Origin of the sequence: Pseudolysinimonas sp., from assembly GCF_049651805.1 — a bacterium.
Classification (GTDB): Bacteria; Actinomycetota; Actinomycetes; order Actinomycetales; family Microbacteriaceae; genus Pseudolysinimonas_A.
Genome location: NZ_JBASCU010000029.1, coordinates 36,464 through 51,038, shown reverse-complemented (window position 1 = coordinate 51,038; position 14,575 = coordinate 36,464). Strand labels below are relative to the sequence as shown.

The window sequence follows — 14,575 nt, the reverse complement described above, 5'->3', positions numbered from 1 at the left end:
GACTTTCGTCACGTCATACTATAAGCCCGCAGAAAAGTACGCAACTCTGCTCACCTGCCGGGGGCACCCGGCTCCGACCGCTACTTCGAGAGCAATTCTTCGAGCCGGTCGAGGGCACCCGTCCAGCCCATCTCGTGGTCGGCGACAGAATCCTCCGACAACCCGGACTCGACGACATCCAGAATCGTGCCATCACCGTCAGGGGTGAAAGTGAGGTCGATCCGGCTCGCCTCCGAGGCGCCGTCGCCGGTGAGGCGGCTGTCCCAGCCCAGGCGGGTGATCGGGTCGACGACCGTGTAGGTGCCCTCTTCGATGTAGAGGTCGCCCTCGGGCTCGGGGCCGAAGGTCATGCGGTAGCCGCCGCCGACGCGCACGTCCACGGTGGCGTTGCCGACGATCCAGTCGGGCAGCGGCGAGTACCAGGTGCGCAGGATGCTCTCGGTGGTCCAGGCGGCCCACACGGCATCCGGAGCTGCGTCGTAGCGTCGAATCATGCGACCGCCGCGGCGGCTTCGTCGAGAACCCGGTCGAAGTTGCGGATGTCGTGCGCGAATCGCCCGAGGAACAGCCCGTCGACCGCGGGGCCGAGGGAGTGCAGGAGGCCGGGACCGGCGGAGCCGCCGTAGAGGATCGGGCGCTGCTCGCGATCCCCGAGGTGTTCCCGGAGCGCGGTCGCGACCTCGCTGACGTACCCCGGATCGGCGGGGTGGTCGGCTCCGATGGCCCAGACGGGTTCGTAGGCGATGAGCGCGGGGGCAGCGGGCTCGAGCGTCCGCGTGAGCTGGTCGAGGCAGACGCGGGCGGCGTCCGCCGGGGTTCCGCGTTCCGGTTCGCCCACGCAGATGAGCGGCGTCAGGCCCCACAGGGTGGCAGCCTCGGTCTTGCGGGCGATGACCGCGTCGGTTTCCCCCTGGTCGCGCCGGCGCTCCGCGTGGCCGAGTTCGACCATCGACACACCCATCTCGGCGAGCAGCTCGGCCGTGGTCTCGCCGGTGTGCGCCCCGGTGGGCCAGACGGAGCAGTCCTGGGCGCAGACGACGATCGGGGTGTTGCGGGAGAGGCGCACCGCCGTTTCGAGCAGGGGAGTGCTGGGCGCGAGGAAGACCTCGACGCTCCCGTCGCGTACGGCCGGCGAAGCTGCGGCCAGTTCGATCGCCGCTTCAAGCCACGAGATCGAGGCGCGATATCCGAAGTAGGCCTTGAGGCTCACCCCGATCCGCAGGGTTCTCACCGCGGTCGCGGGGATGCCGCCGCGTTGAGGCGCCGCGCGGCGATCGCCACCGCGAGGTCGAACGCGTGCTCGGTGGCCCCGAGGTTCGCGATGCCCTGCCCCACAATGTCGAACGCCGTCCCGTGCGCGGGGGTGGCGATGGTGATCGGCAGCCCGCCTTGCACGGTGACGCCGCGGTCGAACCCGATCAGTTTCATTGCGATCTGCCCCTGGTCGTGGTACATCGTCACGATGCCGTCGAACTCGTGACGCTTGGCGGCGAAGATCGTGTCGGAGGGGAAGGGCCCGTGGGCGTCGACCCCGGCCGACACGGCGGCGGCGACCCCGGGAGCGATCTCGTCGATCTCCTCGCGTCCGAAGTTGCCGTTCTCGCCGCCGTGCGGGTTGAGCGCGCACACGCCGATGCGCGGACGCTCGATGCCCGAACCTTTCAGCACCTCGTTGAGCAACACGATGATCGACGTGACCGATTCGCTCGTGATGAGTGGTGCCACCTCGGAGAGGGCGATGTGCGAGGTCACGCGCGCCGTGACCAGACCTTCGAGGATGTTGAGCTCCGACGTCGGCCCGTCGTAGCCGAGTTCGTGGGCGAACCACCGCAACTCGTCTTCGTGGTCCATTCCGGCGAGCTTCAGGCTGGTCTTGTTGAGCGGAGTGAAGAGGATGGCGTCGATCTCGTCGGCGCGTGCCATCGCGAGCGCGCGGTGCAGCTGGTGCATGACGCGGGCGCCGGCGGCCGCGCTCACCACGCGCGGGGGGATCGGCTCCGCCGGGTACGACCCGTCGTCGAGCAGCAGCGCTCGGACCGGTGCGGGTTCGGCGCTGACGAGCGGGGTCACCCCGGCGATCGTCGCGGCGTCGGCTAGCTCTGACGAGTCGGCGAGCACGACGACGTCGGCGTTGTCGAATGTCGCCGGGCGGGCCAGCAGGCGCGCCGCGAGTTCGGGGCCGACGCCGGCCGGGTCGCCGAGGGCGACCGCGATCCGCGGGCGTCGTTCGGTGTGCGAGGTCATCGTCCGGAGCTCCGTTCGCCGTCGGTTTCGTAGGCGGCGATCGCCGCCACCTTGCTGCCCGAGGGTGATGTCGGGTCGAAACGATAGTCGAGCCACTCGCGGACCAGGCGGCGTGCGAGCTCGATCCCGATGACGCGCTGCCCCATTGTGAGCACCTGGGCATCGTTGCTGAGCACGGCCCGCTCGACCGAGAAGCTGTCGTGGGCGGTCACCGCGCGAATGCCGGGAACCTTGTTCGCCGCGATCGCGACGCCCAGTCCGGTGCCGCAGACGAGCAGGGCCCGGTCGGCGTCACCGGCGGCGACCATCCGCGCCGCGGCGACGGCCACGTGCGGGTAGTCGGTGTGCGACGCAGCGTCGACGCCGACATCCACGACGCTCGCGACCCGCGCGTCGCCGAGCAGGTCCGCTTTGAGGCGTTCCTTGTAGTCGAAGCCGGCGTCATCGCTTCCGATGACGATCCGGAGTGGGGTGTTCATCTGGTCGTCCGATCGTGGGGTGGTCATGGCTGGGGGGTGTCCTGAGTCGCCGTGCTGCGGTCGCCCCGCCGCGCGATCTGCGCCCGAACCCGACCCACGACCCACGGGCCGAGCGCCATGACGAAGGCGAAGGCGAGAACGCCGACGGCGATCGGGCTCTGGAACAGCACCGCGAAGCTTCCCTCGCCGATCGCCGAGGTCTGCACCATCGTCTTCTCGAGCAGAGGACCGAGCACGATCCCGAGCACGAACGGCGCAAGTGGCAGGCTCAGCTCCTTGAAGGCGAAGCCCACGAGCCCGAACACGAGCACCAGCCACACGCTGAACATGTTGTTGCTGATGGCGTAGGCCCCGACGAAGCTCGTCAGAAGGATGAGCGGATACAGGTAGCCGTAGGGGATGCGCAGCATCTGTGCGAACACCGGGGCGAGCGGCAGGTTGAGCACGAGCAGCAGCACGTTGCCGATGAAGAACGACACCAGAAGGCCCCACACGAGTGCGGGCTGGGTGTCGAAGAGCAGCGGGCCGGGCTGAAGACCGTAGATGGTGAACGCGCCGAGCAGCACGGCCGTCGTCGCGCCGCCCGGGATGCCGAGGGCGAGAGTCGGGATGAAGTTGGCGTTCGCCGCGGCGTTGTTCGCGCTCTCGGGTGAGGCGACGCCCTCGATCATCCCGGTGCCGAACTGCTTGCCGCGGGGCGAGACGCGCTTCTCGATGCCGTAGGCGAGGAACGACGCGAGCGTCGAACCGGCGCCCGGGAGGATTCCGAGGAGGAACCCGATGCCGCTTCCGCGGAGGATCGGCCCGGTGCTGCGTTTGAGCTCCGACCTGGTGAGGAGCAGATCCTTGAATCGCGCGCGGATCGGTGCCGCGGCGCCCACCCGGATCTGGTGGAGCACCTCGCCGACCGCGAACAGTCCGATCATCACCTCGACGAACGGGATGCCGCCGAGCAAGTTGATGTTGCCGAAGGTGAAGCGCGCGTCGCTGAACCCGGTGGCCACGCCGACCGTCGAGATCAGGATGCCGAGGGCCGCCATCAGCAGACCGCGCACGAACGACCCGCCGCCGAAGGTGATGACGATCACCACTCCGAGGATCATGATCGCGAGGTTCTCGACGGGCCCGAATTGGATCGCGATGTCGGCGAAGGCCGGCGCGAACAGCATGAGCAGGAACAGCGAGATCAGCGCCGCGACGAACGACCCGATCGCGCTGATCGACAGCGCGGCCCCTGCCCGGCCGTTTCGCGCCATCCGGTAGCCGTCGAGGGTGGTGATGACACTCGACGCCTCGCCGGGCGTCGAGATGAGCACCGAGGTGATCGTGCCCCCGTATTGGGCGCCGTAGTAGATGCCGGCGAGCATGATGAGCGCGGTGACGGGTTCGAGGGTGAGGGTGAGGGGGATGAGGATCGCCACACCGGTCGTGCTGCCGAGGCCCGGCAGCAGCCCGATGACGGTGCCGACGAGCACTCCGACGAAGCACCAGAGGAGGTTCTCGGGAGTGAACGCGGTCTGGAAGCCGAGGATCAGATTGTCGAACACGTGCGTTCCTAGATTCCGAGAATGCTGACGGGGAGGGGGACTCGCAGGAAGACTCCGAAGATCAGGTAGGCGGCCACGAGCGCGGTTCCACTCACCAGGAGACTGGGCAGGAGCTTGCGCCGTTCGACGAAGAACGAGCAGCCGACCAGGACGATCGCGAACGCCGGGAGGAAGCCGATGATCGGCACGAGAAGCAAGGCCACCATGACGATCCCGAGAACTGCGAACAGCATCCGGGTTCGCTGACGCCCACTGCGACCGAAGATGTCGAGGTCGTCGACGACGGCGTCATCGGTCGCATCGGGTTCGGCGGGCGGGATCTCGTCCGCGAGCACGGCGGCGTCGGCCGAAGCCGACCGCCGCCGCGCCCGCAGGCGGAACACGACGTCGATCCCGCCGCAGACGGCGACGACGGAGGCGGTGAGGGTCGGCAGGAAGCCGGGCCCTACCCGCCCGTCGTCACCGAAGACTCCGTAGGTCGCCCCGACGATCGCCGCCGCGACACCCACCAAGGTGAGGATCGATGTGGCGACGAGCCCGAGCCGCCAAGGAGTCGTGGCGTTCACTAGCCGATGACGCTCTCGAGCGCGGCGCTGTTGCTGGCGAGGTAGTCGGCGAAGTCGTCACCGTATAGCGCGTTGGCCTGCATCAGGTTGTCGGCGAGGTAAGCCTCGTACTCGTCGGTCTGAGCGAACTCCTCGGCCGCGGCGATCCAGTAGGCCTTGGCCTCGTCGCTGATCCCACCGGGGGCGATGAAGCCGCGGAACTGGGCGTACGCGACATCGATGCCCTGCTCCTTCGCGGTCGGGATGTCAGCGAGAGCCTCGAAGTCGTACCGGGTCTCGGCGACGGCGCACAACGCACGCAGCTCACCGGCCTCGATCTGCCCCAGCACCTCGCTCGGGTTGAGCGATCCCACGTCGACCGAGCCGCCGAGCAGTCCCGCGACGACCTCGCCGCCGCCCTCGAATGGCACCCGATCGAACGCGACACCCTGGTCCTGCTCGATCAGGGTGAACACGATCTGGTCGAGGCTCGTGGCACCCGAGACAGCGGCGACCACCCGTCCCGACTCGGCCGCATCCACGACGTCGGTGCACGACTCGTAGGGCGAGCCGGCGGCGACGACGATGAGCGTGAAGTCGTCGCCGAGCTTCATGATGGGCGTGAAGCTCGTGTAGTCGAACTCGACGTCCTGCGTGAGCGGAAGGGCGAGCAACGCCGTCTCGGACGCGAGCAGGAAGTTGTCCTTCCCCTCCTGCGACAGGAAGTAGCTGTAACCGACCGCTCCTGACCCGCCTTCGCGGTTCTCGGTGGAGATGTTCAGTCCCGTGATCGACTCGAGCGCAGCCGCGATGGCGCGACCCGAAGTGTCGCTTCCGCCTCCCGCGCTGAAAGGCACCACCATCCGCACGTCGCCGGTCGGGGTGAACTCTTCGGCGGTACCGTCGTCGGCCGCCGGAGCCGTGCAGCCTATGAGCGCGGTGATCGACAGCCCGGCTAGCGCCGCGATCAGAACCTTCTTGCTATGTGACTTCATCGTCGTTTTCCTCTCTCAATGGGGGATGTTTCTTGCGGACCACGTCCGCCCCACGGGTGCACGTCACGACGCGTACCCGAAGCCTTCTCTCTCAGCTCGCCGATGCCAACTCCTCGGCGATCGTCGTGATCACCCGGGCGAGGGACTCGGCCCCCGCGTCGACGTGGCCGATGCTGCGCACGACGTGCGCTCGGGCGCGCCCGACCTGGGGCCGCAGCTGAGCCGTACCGGAGGCGGCCGTCCGCGCCTGGGTGGCGGCCGCAGCCCAGGCGTCGCGCGAGCTCGCTCCCCTCGCGCCGGCCGCTGCGAGCTCAGCCGCGAACGGCGCGGCCGCATCCACGAGGGTCTTGTCGCCGAGCTGAGCGCCGCCCAGCCGCACCACGGCATCCACGGCGGCCTGAGCTGCCCGGCCGGCAGCGGCGACGTCGACCCGGGTTTCGCGGGCGAGCGAGGAGGCGGCGGCAGTGAGGGCGATCCCCCAGAGTGCGCCGGAGGTGCCGCCAGCCCGCTCGGCCCACGCGTCACCGGCTTCGGTGAGCAGGGCCACCAGGCCGCCCCCGTGGTTGGCGACCCGTTCGGCGGCGGTGGCGGCTGCGGCCGCGCCCCGCGACATCCCGATTCCGTGGTCGCCGTCGCCGGCGAGCGCGTCGAGGGCGCCGAGCTCCGCTTCGTCGCGTTCGAGCATGTCGGCGACCGCACATGCGATCGCGGCGACCTGCACGACGGTGGCGCGAGAGACGTTCGGTTCGGGGGCGGCGAGAACGGGCAACGCGATCTCGGGATGCTCGCTCGTGGTCTCGTCGGGCGCGGCGACCGCGATCTTGCGGTACGCGGGGGAGAGCGCCGGGGCGGCCCAGAGCGCTTCTAGCTGCGGATCGAGCCAGGTGACCGTGAGCGAGAGACCGTTCATGTCGAGGCTGGTGACGAACTCGCCGACCTCGGGCGCGACGACCTCGAGACCGGCGGCCGTGACTTCGTCGAGCACGTACCCGAAGATCACGAACAGCTCTTCGTACTTGAGCGAGCCGAGGCCGTTGAGCACGATCGCCACCCGGGATGGCGGCTGGGCGGGCGCTTCGGCGACGATGCGCGAGACCAGGAGTGCGGCGAGGGCTTCCGGGGTCGGCACATCGACCTCGTCGAGCCCGGGCTCGCCGTGGATCCCGAGCCCGATCGCCATCCGTCCAGCGGGCACGTCGAAGAGCGGAGCCGTCGCGCCAGGAAGGGTACAGCCCGAGAACGCCACCCCGAGGGTTCGGGTTCGCTCGTTCGCACGGCGCGCGATCCTCTCCACCTCGTCGAGGTTCGCGCCGCTCTCCGCGGCCGCTCCCGCCAGCTTGAAGACGACGAGATCGCCGGCGATGCCACGACGACGCTCCCGCGTTGAGGCATCCGCGCTCGCGATGTCGTCGGTCACCCGCACGGTGCGCGTGTCGATCCCGACCGCACGCAGGCGCTCCTCGGCCTGCCCGAAGTTGAGTGCGTCGCCCATGTAGTTGCCGTAGACGAGCAGCACCCCGCCTCCGCGCTGCGCGGCCTGCGCGACCCGGAACACCTGGCCTGCCGATGGCGAGGCGAAGATGTTGCCGCACGCGGCACCCGCCGCGAGTCCGGATCCGACGACGCCGGCGAAGCCCGGGTAGTGTCCGGATCCGCCGCCGACCACGAGGGCGACTCGGCCATCGGGCAGGGCCCTGCGGCGCACGACTCCTCCGTCGACGATCCGGACGAGGTCCGTGTTGGCTGCGGCGAAACCGCGCAGCATCTCGTCGGCGAAGGATGCCGCAACGGTGCGAGTGCTCGTCACGATCGCTCCGTCAGCCCGATGGGGGCGGCAGCCGTCGAGCGGTCCGCCGCGATCAGCAGGGACCGCAGGTAGTCGCGGTTCCGCGCGCTCACGCCAAGGCTGTCGCCGCCGTAGTGCTCGCAGGTGAAGATCCCCGGGTATCCGGATTCGGCGGCGAGACGGGTGGCGTCACGGTAGTTGATGATGCCCGACTCGAGCGACGACGGAGAGGTCGTGATCTGCCCGCTCGCCGGGTCTTCGTCGCGCAGGTAGTTCTTGACGTGCCAGTAGTTGGCATACGGCAGCGTCGCGCGCAGCAGGTCATCCCAGCGCTCCACCGGGCGGTGCAGTCGGATCAGGTTGCCGAGGTCGGGGTTGAGGCCGACGGTGTCGAGCCCGATCTCCTCAATCAGCCGGACCGCGCTCGCGCTCGTCCCCAGGTAGGTGTCTTCGTAAAGTTCCAGCGAGACCGCGACGCCGACCCCGGCGGCGTGGATGCCGAGGTCGCGGAAGCCGCGCACGGCGGCCGCCCACACCTCGTCGTCGTCGGGATCCACGGACCCCTGTTCGGCCCAGAACCAGAGAGCGGAGCGCTGGGCGGGGAGCAGGGGGCGGTGCAGCCCGAGGCAGATCACTCCCGCGCCGAGCTCAGCGGCGGCATCGATCGCGCGGTGCGAGTATGCGAGGTTCGCCGCCCCGTCCACGGGATCGATGATGCTCGAGCGTGCGACGGTGACGGCGGGGACGGCGAGTCCGGAAGAGCGAGCGCTGTGAAGCAGATCGCGTCGGCGCTCGACTGACAGGTCGGCGAAGCGCAGCCAGTTGTCGTGGATCTCGATGGCGTCGAAACCGATTGCTGCGAATTCGTCGAAGACGCGCACCCAGTCGTCGGGGGAGGCGTCCAACATGCGCACGCCGGCCGGCGTCGCGAGGGGCGCTTGGACCATGCCGGCCGCAATCGACCGCGCCGCCAGACTGCTCGTCATGTCACCTCTTCGTGAGAACGCGGGCCTCAGCCCGGCGTAGATCCTGTTGCCTATAGGATCCACGATCAGGCCCGACCTGTCAAATTCCCTGCTGAATCGAAGCGGTGGCGTGATCACGCACGGTGTTGCTCAGACGCGGGATCCACGTCGCCCTGGCGCTGGCGCTGGCGAGTCGGTCGGACGTTAGCGCCGCGCCTGGCGGTCCTGGCGCGCGCGCGTCTTCACAGAGCTGATGTGCGCCGCCATCGCCCGCTGAGCCGCTTCGGCATCGCTCGCTTCGATGGCAGTGAGAATCGACGTGTGTTCGGCGATCGCGGCATCCGCGTCGGTGACCCCCAGACCTCCGAACAGCCGGAACCGTTGGACGTGCCCGCCGAGCGCCCGGTAGGCCGAGAGCAGGAACTCGTTGTCGGCGTGTTCGGCGATGATGTTGTGGAAGCGTTCGTCGGCCGCCCAGTACTCTCGGATCTCCGTGAAACTCGGCCCGCGGGGGCTCTCGGCCAGTTCATCGATGGTCACCGCGAGTTTGGAGATGACGCCGGATGTCATGCGGTTGGTCGCGAGGCGCGCGTTGACTGGCTCGATAACGCCCCGCGCATCCATCAGGTCATCGATCTCGCGGGCTGTGAAGAGAGGCGCTACGCGATACCCCTTGAGCGCAGCACGGGTCACGAGACCCGTGGACTCGAGTCGCGCGAGCGCCTCCCGGATCGGGGTCGGCGAAACCTCGAGCGCTCGGGCGAGTCCGTCGATGTTGAGCTGCTCACCTGGCTCCGGCGCACCCTCCATGAGACGGGCGAGAAGGATGTCGTACACACTGTCGGCCAGCGAGGTGCGGGTCGGCCGCCGATTCCCCGGTGGCGACGCCCCTGCTGGATCCATGCGGGTAGCTTCCCATGGGCCGATGCTTCGGCGAATTCCGTCGGCACACGACTGTTCCGCGAGACCGGGCTCGGCGATCGTGTCGGTGTCCTTTCGAGGTGGCGGGTCGCCGCCGGCTTCGGGGCCGAAGGTGAAGCGGTAGCCGCCGCCGACGCGGGCACCCACGGTGGGGTTGCCGACGATCCATTCGAAAAGCGGTGAGTAACAGAGGCGCAGAATTCTCTTCGGTCGAGCGGGCGATCACTCTTGCGGGACTGCAGCTGTCAGATCCGCACCGGGCCCATAACCGTCACCTAGGAGAGGACGAGATTGCCGTCGGCGGATATCGGGTACGCGACGACCCCAGCGAGCCGATACCTTTCCCAGCCATCCCCGCCCGGAGCATCCCCTACCCCAGCTATCGGGCATCGCGTCTGCGAAGGCTCCGAGGGTGGTTCGGTTCATCATCGTGGTGGTGATGCCCCGCTGCAGGGGAAGGTCGGGCGACAGCTCGTACGCTGCCGGGTTGGTCAGGTAGCCGAGGTCGTACTCGAATCCGAGCGCGCGTTGCTGAAAGCCGGGAGCGGTGAGGTTGGTGGCCTCGCCCGCCAGAACGTCTTCGCCCGACGGCAATTGCACGTGTACCGACACGCGTTCGATCGGGGTAGCCATGATGCCTACCGACGCGCGCTGACTCGTTTGGGCAGCATCCGCTCGGCGTTCAATCGGCCGAGGTCGCTGTTGAGCGGGTCGGTCGCCTGGACGACCGTTCCCGCAATTCCCAGCGCGCTGAGAACCGACATGAGACTCTCGCTGCGCACGCTCTCACCGTTCTCGATGGCGCGCAGGGTGGTGCGCGTGATGCCGGCACGTTCGGCCGCGATCTCGGCAGTCCACCCGAGCAGCTTTCGCCAGCGACGTACGTTCTGTCCGAGCGCGCCGAGGTCGCGTTCGGTGAGAACGGATGAACGCGTCGACATGATCGTTGCTCCTATGGCTAGAAATCTAATCATTGAGAGCGATAATGAGCAGTATTCTAGCCATAGTGCAACAAACGGTGCCATCGGTGTCAGGATGCCGACGACTACCGGCCTGCGGCGTTGGTGTCACGCTTGCGTTCTGAGTTGCCCGAGGCGCTGCGCCGGCTCAGGCTCGCAAGTGGTGGACGGGCGAGCTTCGCTGAGGCACGCCCTACTTCGTGACGGGTGAGCCCTGCTTGTCCGACTGCCAGGGCCAACGCCCCGAGATCTCCAGCTCGAGCACGAGACTCAGCACGGTGCGCACGAGCACGATGAGCGCGAGCACGGCGACGCCCTGCAGGCTCGGGTCGACCGCCACGGTGCGCACGATGTCGCCTGCAATGAGCACCTCGAGGCCGAGCAGGATGCCTTTGCCGAGCCGGCGTCGCAACTGGACGAAGACATCGTCGTGACGGCGCATCAGGTCGATGGCGGCCCGGATGAAGGCGATCGCGACGCCGACCACGAGTACCGCCACGCCGAGGGCTTCGAGCACCGTCGTCACCACTTGCGCGCCCGCCCGGAACGTCGTCTCTTCGAACATCTCGGGCATCCCCCTGATCACTTGCGGTCGAACCCTGGCCTGCTGTCATCGTAGGCAGGGCCGGCGAGGGAAGTCGACCGCGCGGGCCGCCCTCGACCTATGCCGTGACGAAGGCTTCCAGCCGCTCGTCAAGAATCGTGCTTCATGAACGAGGGGAGCGCCATCGGATGCCGCGCCGCCGGGTCGCTCACGCTCGCCGGTCCGCGGCGCGACTGCTCGACGATGGCTCGGCGGGTTGGGTCGGCTAGGGCCGCGATGCTCGGTCCAGCGTTGCCGAATGGTACAGGCCACCCCTTTGGGCGCCGCTACTCGACCAGCGGGAGGGCCGCGGGTCAGGTCGTGACGTAGGCCAGATGAACCGTGGCGCCCTTGCAGGCGTCCTGATTCCAGGGTTGGTCGACGAAACCGATGGATGCCCCCGAGAAGTTCACCGACCCGAAGGGGGAGGATCACCCACTCTGAGTTTCTGCGAAAGGGCCCCATTCGGGGCCCACCATCGAGCTACTCAACCCACGCAGTGGCTCAGGCGGGGGGCCAGACTCCGATAATGAGGGCCATCACCAGCACGGTGACGAGCTCGTGCGCCGAGTTGAGCAGGGTGAGCCCGGGCGGGCGGCCGTCGAACTGGTCGTGGGTGATGAACCGGGCGGCGGTGAAACCGGCCCAGAGGATCGCAGCCGTCAGCAGCGTGTTGACCAGGAAGGATCCGCCGTAGAAGTCGAACGAGATCCAGGCGGCACCGGCGAGCACCCACGCGGTGATGAAACTCACGATGAGGGTGATGACGATCGGGCGGATGGCATCTTTGCTGTTGCCCGACGGGGTGACGCCCGACATCTTCATCCAGTGGTTGCCGAACACCTTCGGCGTGTACCAGATGGTGCCGACGATCATGCTCGACAGGGTGGCGAGCAGCACGGCGATGTAGTTGATGGCGGGAACGGTCATTTCGGCTCCTCAGGATGGGGACTCGGCGCTGAGTCGGTCAGAGCCTAGCGCCGAGCCCCACATGCCGTGTTATCCCGTGATGTCCCGCCTCCGCAGGGCCACCGCGGACACCGCGACCAGCAGCGCCGCGAGGCCCCAGAGCAGGCCGAGTCCGGCCCAGTCCGCCCCGTCGAGGAGCGGGTTGTTCTCATACGCCCACGCGTACGGCGACACCGCGCGCAACGGTTCGGCATCCTCGCTCTGGTTCGCGATCGCGTTGAACACGTAACCCAGCACAGCGACGCCGGCACCCGCGGCGGTGGCGATGCTGCGCCGCCCGGTGAGGGCGCCGACCGCGAGCGCGAACGCCGCGGAGAGCATGGTCAGTCCGACCAGGGCAGCGGATGCCGCCACGACGTGCGCCGGTTCGATTCCGAGCTCCGACGGTTCGTTGAGCGCGATCACGATCAGCGTCGCGACCCCGCCCAGCCAGATCAGCTTCACCAGTACGGCCAGGGCCGACTCGAGCGCGTACTGCGTTCGGCTCACTCCGTGGGCGAGATTGAGCTCGAGCTTGCCCGACTCCTCTGCGCCGGCGATCGCCGCCGAGCCCCACGAGATCGCCGCGATGGTGAGCAGCAGGAACCCGATGAGCCCGAAGAAGGTGCCCTGCGCGTAGCCCGCGCCGGTGCCGATCTGTTCGTAGCCGAGCGTCTTCACCATCTCTTCGGGCAGGTTGGCGATCATCTCCTCCATCTCGGCGCCGCCGAGGCTCGGGAACAGCGGGAGGTACATGAACAGCACCCCGATGACGCCGATCGTCCAGCCGATGAGCGAACGCCACGAGTCGGCGAGGGCGCGACGAAACACCGGCAGTGGCTTACGCATTCTGACCTCCGTACAGGCTCAACACGGATTCCTCGAGGTCGGGCTCTTCGACCGCGAGGTCGACCACCCGGTGCCGGGCGATCTCTTTCACGACCGCGTCGATGTCGCCGTTCACGGTCGCCGTGACGCGAACGACCTCGCCGACCGTGCGCACGTCGACCTCGTTCAGGTGGGTGAGCTTGCCGAGCGCGGTGCGCACGGCATCCTCGGTGGTGTCGGCGAGGCCCGCGCGCACCCGGCGGATGCTGGCGAGCCGCAGTGACTCGACGGCGCCTTCGGCGACGACGCGTCCCTGGCTGAGCACCGCGACGACATCCGCGGTCTGCTGGATCTCGCTCAGCACGTGCGACGACAGCAGCACGGTCTGCCCGTTGTCGCGGGCCTCCCGCACCATCGTCATGAACTCGCGCTGCACGAGCGGGTCGAGCCCACTCGTCGGCTCGTCGAGCACGAGCAGTTCGGGGGAGTGCATGAACGCCTGCACGAGCCCGAGCTTCTGCTTGTTGCCCTTCGAGAGCTGGCGCACCTGGCGGCTCAGGTCGAGCCCGAGCCGTTCGGCGAGCGCGTCGATCGCTCCCGGAGCCACCGGCCCCGAGATGTCGGCGAAGTGGTTGAGCAGCGCCCGACCCTTCACGCGACCCTCGAGCCGCAGCTCGCCGGGCACGAAGCCGATGCGACGGCGCAGGGCGGGGCCTGCGGTACGCGGGTCTTCGCCGAGCACGCGGGCGTGCCCGCCCGTGGGACGGATGATGTCGAGCAGCATCCTCAAGGTCGTGGTCTTGCCGGCGCCGTTCGGGCCGATGAGGCCGAAGACGGTGCCGGGTTCGATCGTGAGGTCGAGCCCGTGCAGGGCGGTGTGCGAGCCGTAGCGTTTGCTCAGCTCGGTAGTACGGATGGCAGGGGGCATTCCCCGTGCTCCTTTCAACAATGGGTGGAAGAGAACGATCAGGATGCCGGCGCGGCAGGCGGGTCGGGATCCTGATGCGGGTCGTTGTCGCCCTTGCCCGAGCTCGGCCCGCTGGTGCGGTCGAGCGCCTCGCGGGCGGCGACGAGGAAGCGGTCGTCGGTGTAGAGGCCGTGGGTGTACAGGTCGAGAATGGGCAGGGTCGAGCGGCGGATGACGTCGACAGTCATGCCGTCGGCGCCCATCCGGCGCCCGATCTGTCGTCCGAGGATGACGGGCACGATGCCGTAGGTCGTGAGGTAGAGCGCCGTCACCTCGAGGTCGGGGGTCTCGCGCATGATTCCCGCCGCCACCTGGCCGCGGATCATCTGGGTCGTGCTCTCGACGAGCAGGTCGAAGAGTCTGTCGGCGCCGGGGCCGTCGTCGGTGAGCATCCGCGCCAGGTAGTCGAGTTGCGGGCGGAACTGGTCGACGTCGGCGAGCCACTTCTGCATCGTGGCGGCGCTGTCGGCGACGATACCGAGTTCGTCGTTGTGGCCCATGACGGCGTCGACGATGAACTCGTCGCACGCGGCGCGCAGCTCGTCTTTCGACCCGAAGTGGTGCAGCACCAAGGCGGGGCTCACCCCGGCGGCCGTCGCGACCGCCCGCACGCTCGTCGCCGCGAATCCGTCGCGCCCGAACAGCACGATCGCCGCGTCGCGGATGCGCGCGCGGGTCGTGAGGTCGTCGGAGGCGATTGAACGCACGTTCAGTATGCTAAACGATTGTTCAGTGCGGTGGCAAGGGGGTCGCCGATGGGGCGCTCGTTACGAAGATTTTCGTTGTGTTGCGTCACACTTCGACCACG

At 68.5% G+C, this 14,575-nt stretch carries 17 protein-coding genes; all 17 read right to left on the bottom strand.

From position 1 onward, the window contains the following. Positions 1–80 precede the first annotated feature (80 nt). Positions 81–494, bottom strand: coding sequence for an SRPBCC family protein (locus tag WBL06_RS07080; protein ID WP_424455282.1), 414 nt, complete (start codon positions 492–494; stop codon positions 81–83). Beyond that, positions 491–1,231, bottom strand: a complete 741-nt coding sequence (locus tag WBL06_RS07075) for a triose-phosphate isomerase family protein (protein WP_424455281.1) — start codon at positions 1,229–1,231, stop codon at positions 491–493. Before WBL06_RS07075 ends, WBL06_RS07080 begins: the two co-directional genes overlap by 4 nt. Continuing rightward, positions 1,228–2,244 (bottom strand): 4-hydroxythreonine-4-phosphate dehydrogenase PdxA, encoded by a 1,017-nt coding sequence (locus WBL06_RS07070; protein WP_424455280.1) that lies wholly within the window; start codon positions 2,242–2,244, stop codon positions 1,228–1,230. The genes WBL06_RS07075 and WBL06_RS07070 overlap by 4 nt, the downstream gene beginning before the upstream one ends. Further along, positions 2,241–2,723: a ribose-5-phosphate isomerase gene (locus WBL06_RS07065; RefSeq protein WP_424455279.1), complete on the bottom strand. Its 483-nt coding sequence runs from the start codon at positions 2,721–2,723 to the stop codon at positions 2,241–2,243. Before WBL06_RS07065 ends, WBL06_RS07070 begins: the two co-directional genes overlap by 4 nt. Before the next feature lie 23 nt (positions 2,724–2,746). Continuing rightward, on the bottom strand, positions 2,747–4,270 hold the full coding sequence (locus tag WBL06_RS07060; protein ID WP_424455278.1) for a tripartite tricarboxylate transporter permease: 1,524 nt from the start codon (positions 4,268–4,270) through the stop codon (positions 2,747–2,749). An 8-nt stretch (positions 4,271–4,278) separates the two neighbouring features. Next, positions 4,279–4,836, bottom strand: a complete 558-nt coding sequence (locus WBL06_RS07055) for a tripartite tricarboxylate transporter TctB family protein (RefSeq protein ID WP_424455277.1) — start codon at positions 4,834–4,836, stop codon at positions 4,279–4,281. Next, positions 4,836–5,810: a tripartite tricarboxylate transporter substrate binding protein gene (locus WBL06_RS07050; RefSeq protein WP_424455276.1), complete on the bottom strand. Its 975-nt coding sequence runs from the start codon at positions 5,808–5,810 to the stop codon at positions 4,836–4,838. Before WBL06_RS07050 ends, WBL06_RS07055 begins: the two co-directional genes overlap by 1 nt. 91 nt (positions 5,811–5,901) lie before the next feature. Next, entirely contained in the window at positions 5,902–7,617 is a 1,716-nt protein-coding gene (locus tag WBL06_RS07045) for a dihydroxyacetone kinase family protein (RefSeq protein ID WP_424455275.1), read from the bottom strand. Next, the gene (locus tag WBL06_RS07040) at positions 7,614–8,582 is read right to left on the bottom strand and encodes a sugar phosphate isomerase/epimerase family protein (RefSeq protein ID WP_424455274.1); all 969 of its coding nucleotides are present in this window, start codon (positions 8,580–8,582) and stop codon (positions 7,614–7,616) included. The genes WBL06_RS07045 and WBL06_RS07040 overlap by 4 nt, the downstream gene beginning before the upstream one ends. Before the next feature lie 183 nt (positions 8,583–8,765). Beyond that, complete coding sequence (locus tag WBL06_RS07035; protein ID WP_424455273.1) at positions 8,766–9,629, bottom strand: GntR family transcriptional regulator; 864 nt, start codon at positions 9,627–9,629, stop codon at positions 8,766–8,768. Positions 9,630–9,704: 75 nt separating this feature from the next. Then, positions 9,705–10,115 carry a hypothetical protein gene (locus WBL06_RS07030; protein ID WP_424455272.1) on the bottom strand — a complete coding sequence of 137 codons (411 nt, stop codon included), beginning with the start codon at positions 10,113–10,115 and terminating at the stop codon, positions 9,705–9,707. Positions 10,116–10,120: 5 nt separating this feature from the next. Next, on the bottom strand, positions 10,121–10,423 hold the full coding sequence (locus WBL06_RS07025; RefSeq protein ID WP_424455271.1) for a helix-turn-helix domain-containing protein: 303 nt from the start codon (positions 10,421–10,423) through the stop codon (positions 10,121–10,123). A gap of 211 nt (positions 10,424–10,634) precedes the next feature. Continuing rightward, the gene (locus tag WBL06_RS07020) at positions 10,635–11,015 is read right to left on the bottom strand and encodes a DUF1622 domain-containing protein (RefSeq protein WP_424455270.1); all 381 of its coding nucleotides are present in this window, start codon (positions 11,013–11,015) and stop codon (positions 10,635–10,637) included. Positions 11,016–11,528: 513 nt separating this feature from the next. Then, positions 11,529–11,954: a DUF1761 domain-containing protein gene (locus WBL06_RS07015; RefSeq protein ID WP_424455269.1), complete on the bottom strand. Its 426-nt coding sequence runs from the start codon at positions 11,952–11,954 to the stop codon at positions 11,529–11,531. Between the two features lie 69 nt (positions 11,955–12,023). Beyond that, complete coding sequence (locus WBL06_RS07010; RefSeq protein WP_424455268.1) at positions 12,024–12,821, bottom strand: ABC transporter permease subunit; 798 nt, start codon at positions 12,819–12,821, stop codon at positions 12,024–12,026. Beyond that, positions 12,814–13,728: an ABC transporter ATP-binding protein gene (locus WBL06_RS07005; RefSeq protein WP_424455267.1), complete on the bottom strand. Its 915-nt coding sequence runs from the start codon at positions 13,726–13,728 to the stop codon at positions 12,814–12,816. Before WBL06_RS07005 ends, WBL06_RS07010 begins: the two co-directional genes overlap by 8 nt. Before the next feature lie 38 nt (positions 13,729–13,766). Continuing rightward, a complete protein-coding gene (locus tag WBL06_RS07000) occupies positions 13,767–14,474 on the bottom strand; it encodes a TetR/AcrR family transcriptional regulator (RefSeq protein WP_424455266.1) in 708 nt (235 codons plus the stop codon). Positions 14,475–14,575 lie beyond the last annotated feature (101 nt).

What these genes read in the sequence shown, in the direction of transcription:
- WBL06_RS07080 (WP_424455282.1), bottom strand. Translation starts at nt 494, where the DNA reads ATGATTCGACGCTACGACGCAGCTCCGGATGCCGTGTGGGCCGCCTGG.
- WBL06_RS07070 (WP_424455280.1), bottom strand. Translation starts at nt 2,244, where the DNA reads ATGACCTCGCACACCGAACGACGCCCGCGGATCGCGGTCGCCCTCGGC.
- WBL06_RS07065 (WP_424455279.1), bottom strand. Translation starts at nt 2,723, where the DNA reads ATGAACACCCCACTCCGGATCGTCATCGGAAGCGATGACGCCGGCTTC.
- WBL06_RS07050 (WP_424455276.1), bottom strand. Translation starts at nt 5,810, where the DNA reads ATGAAGTCACATAGCAAGAAGGTTCTGATCGCGGCGCTAGCCGGGCTG.
- WBL06_RS07040 (WP_424455274.1), bottom strand. Translation starts at nt 8,582, where the DNA reads ATGACGAGCAGTCTGGCGGCGCGGTCGATTGCGGCCGGCATGGTCCAA.
- WBL06_RS07030 (WP_424455272.1), bottom strand. Translation starts at nt 10,115, where the DNA reads ATGGCTACCCCGATCGAACGCGTGTCGGTACACGTGCAATTGCCGTCG.
- WBL06_RS07025 (WP_424455271.1), bottom strand. Translation starts at nt 10,423, where the DNA reads ATGTCGACGCGTTCATCCGTTCTCACCGAACGCGACCTCGGCGCGCTC.
- WBL06_RS07020 (WP_424455270.1), bottom strand. Translation starts at nt 11,015, where the DNA reads ATGCCCGAGATGTTCGAAGAGACGACGTTCCGGGCGGGCGCGCAAGTG.
- WBL06_RS07015 (WP_424455269.1), bottom strand. Translation starts at nt 11,954, where the DNA reads ATGACCGTTCCCGCCATCAACTACATCGCCGTGCTGCTCGCCACCCTG.
- WBL06_RS07010 (WP_424455268.1), bottom strand. Translation starts at nt 12,821, where the DNA reads ATGCGTAAGCCACTGCCGGTGTTTCGTCGCGCCCTCGCCGACTCGTGG.
- WBL06_RS07005 (WP_424455267.1), bottom strand. Translation starts at nt 13,728, where the DNA reads ATGCCCCCTGCCATCCGTACTACCGAGCTGAGCAAACGCTACGGCTCG.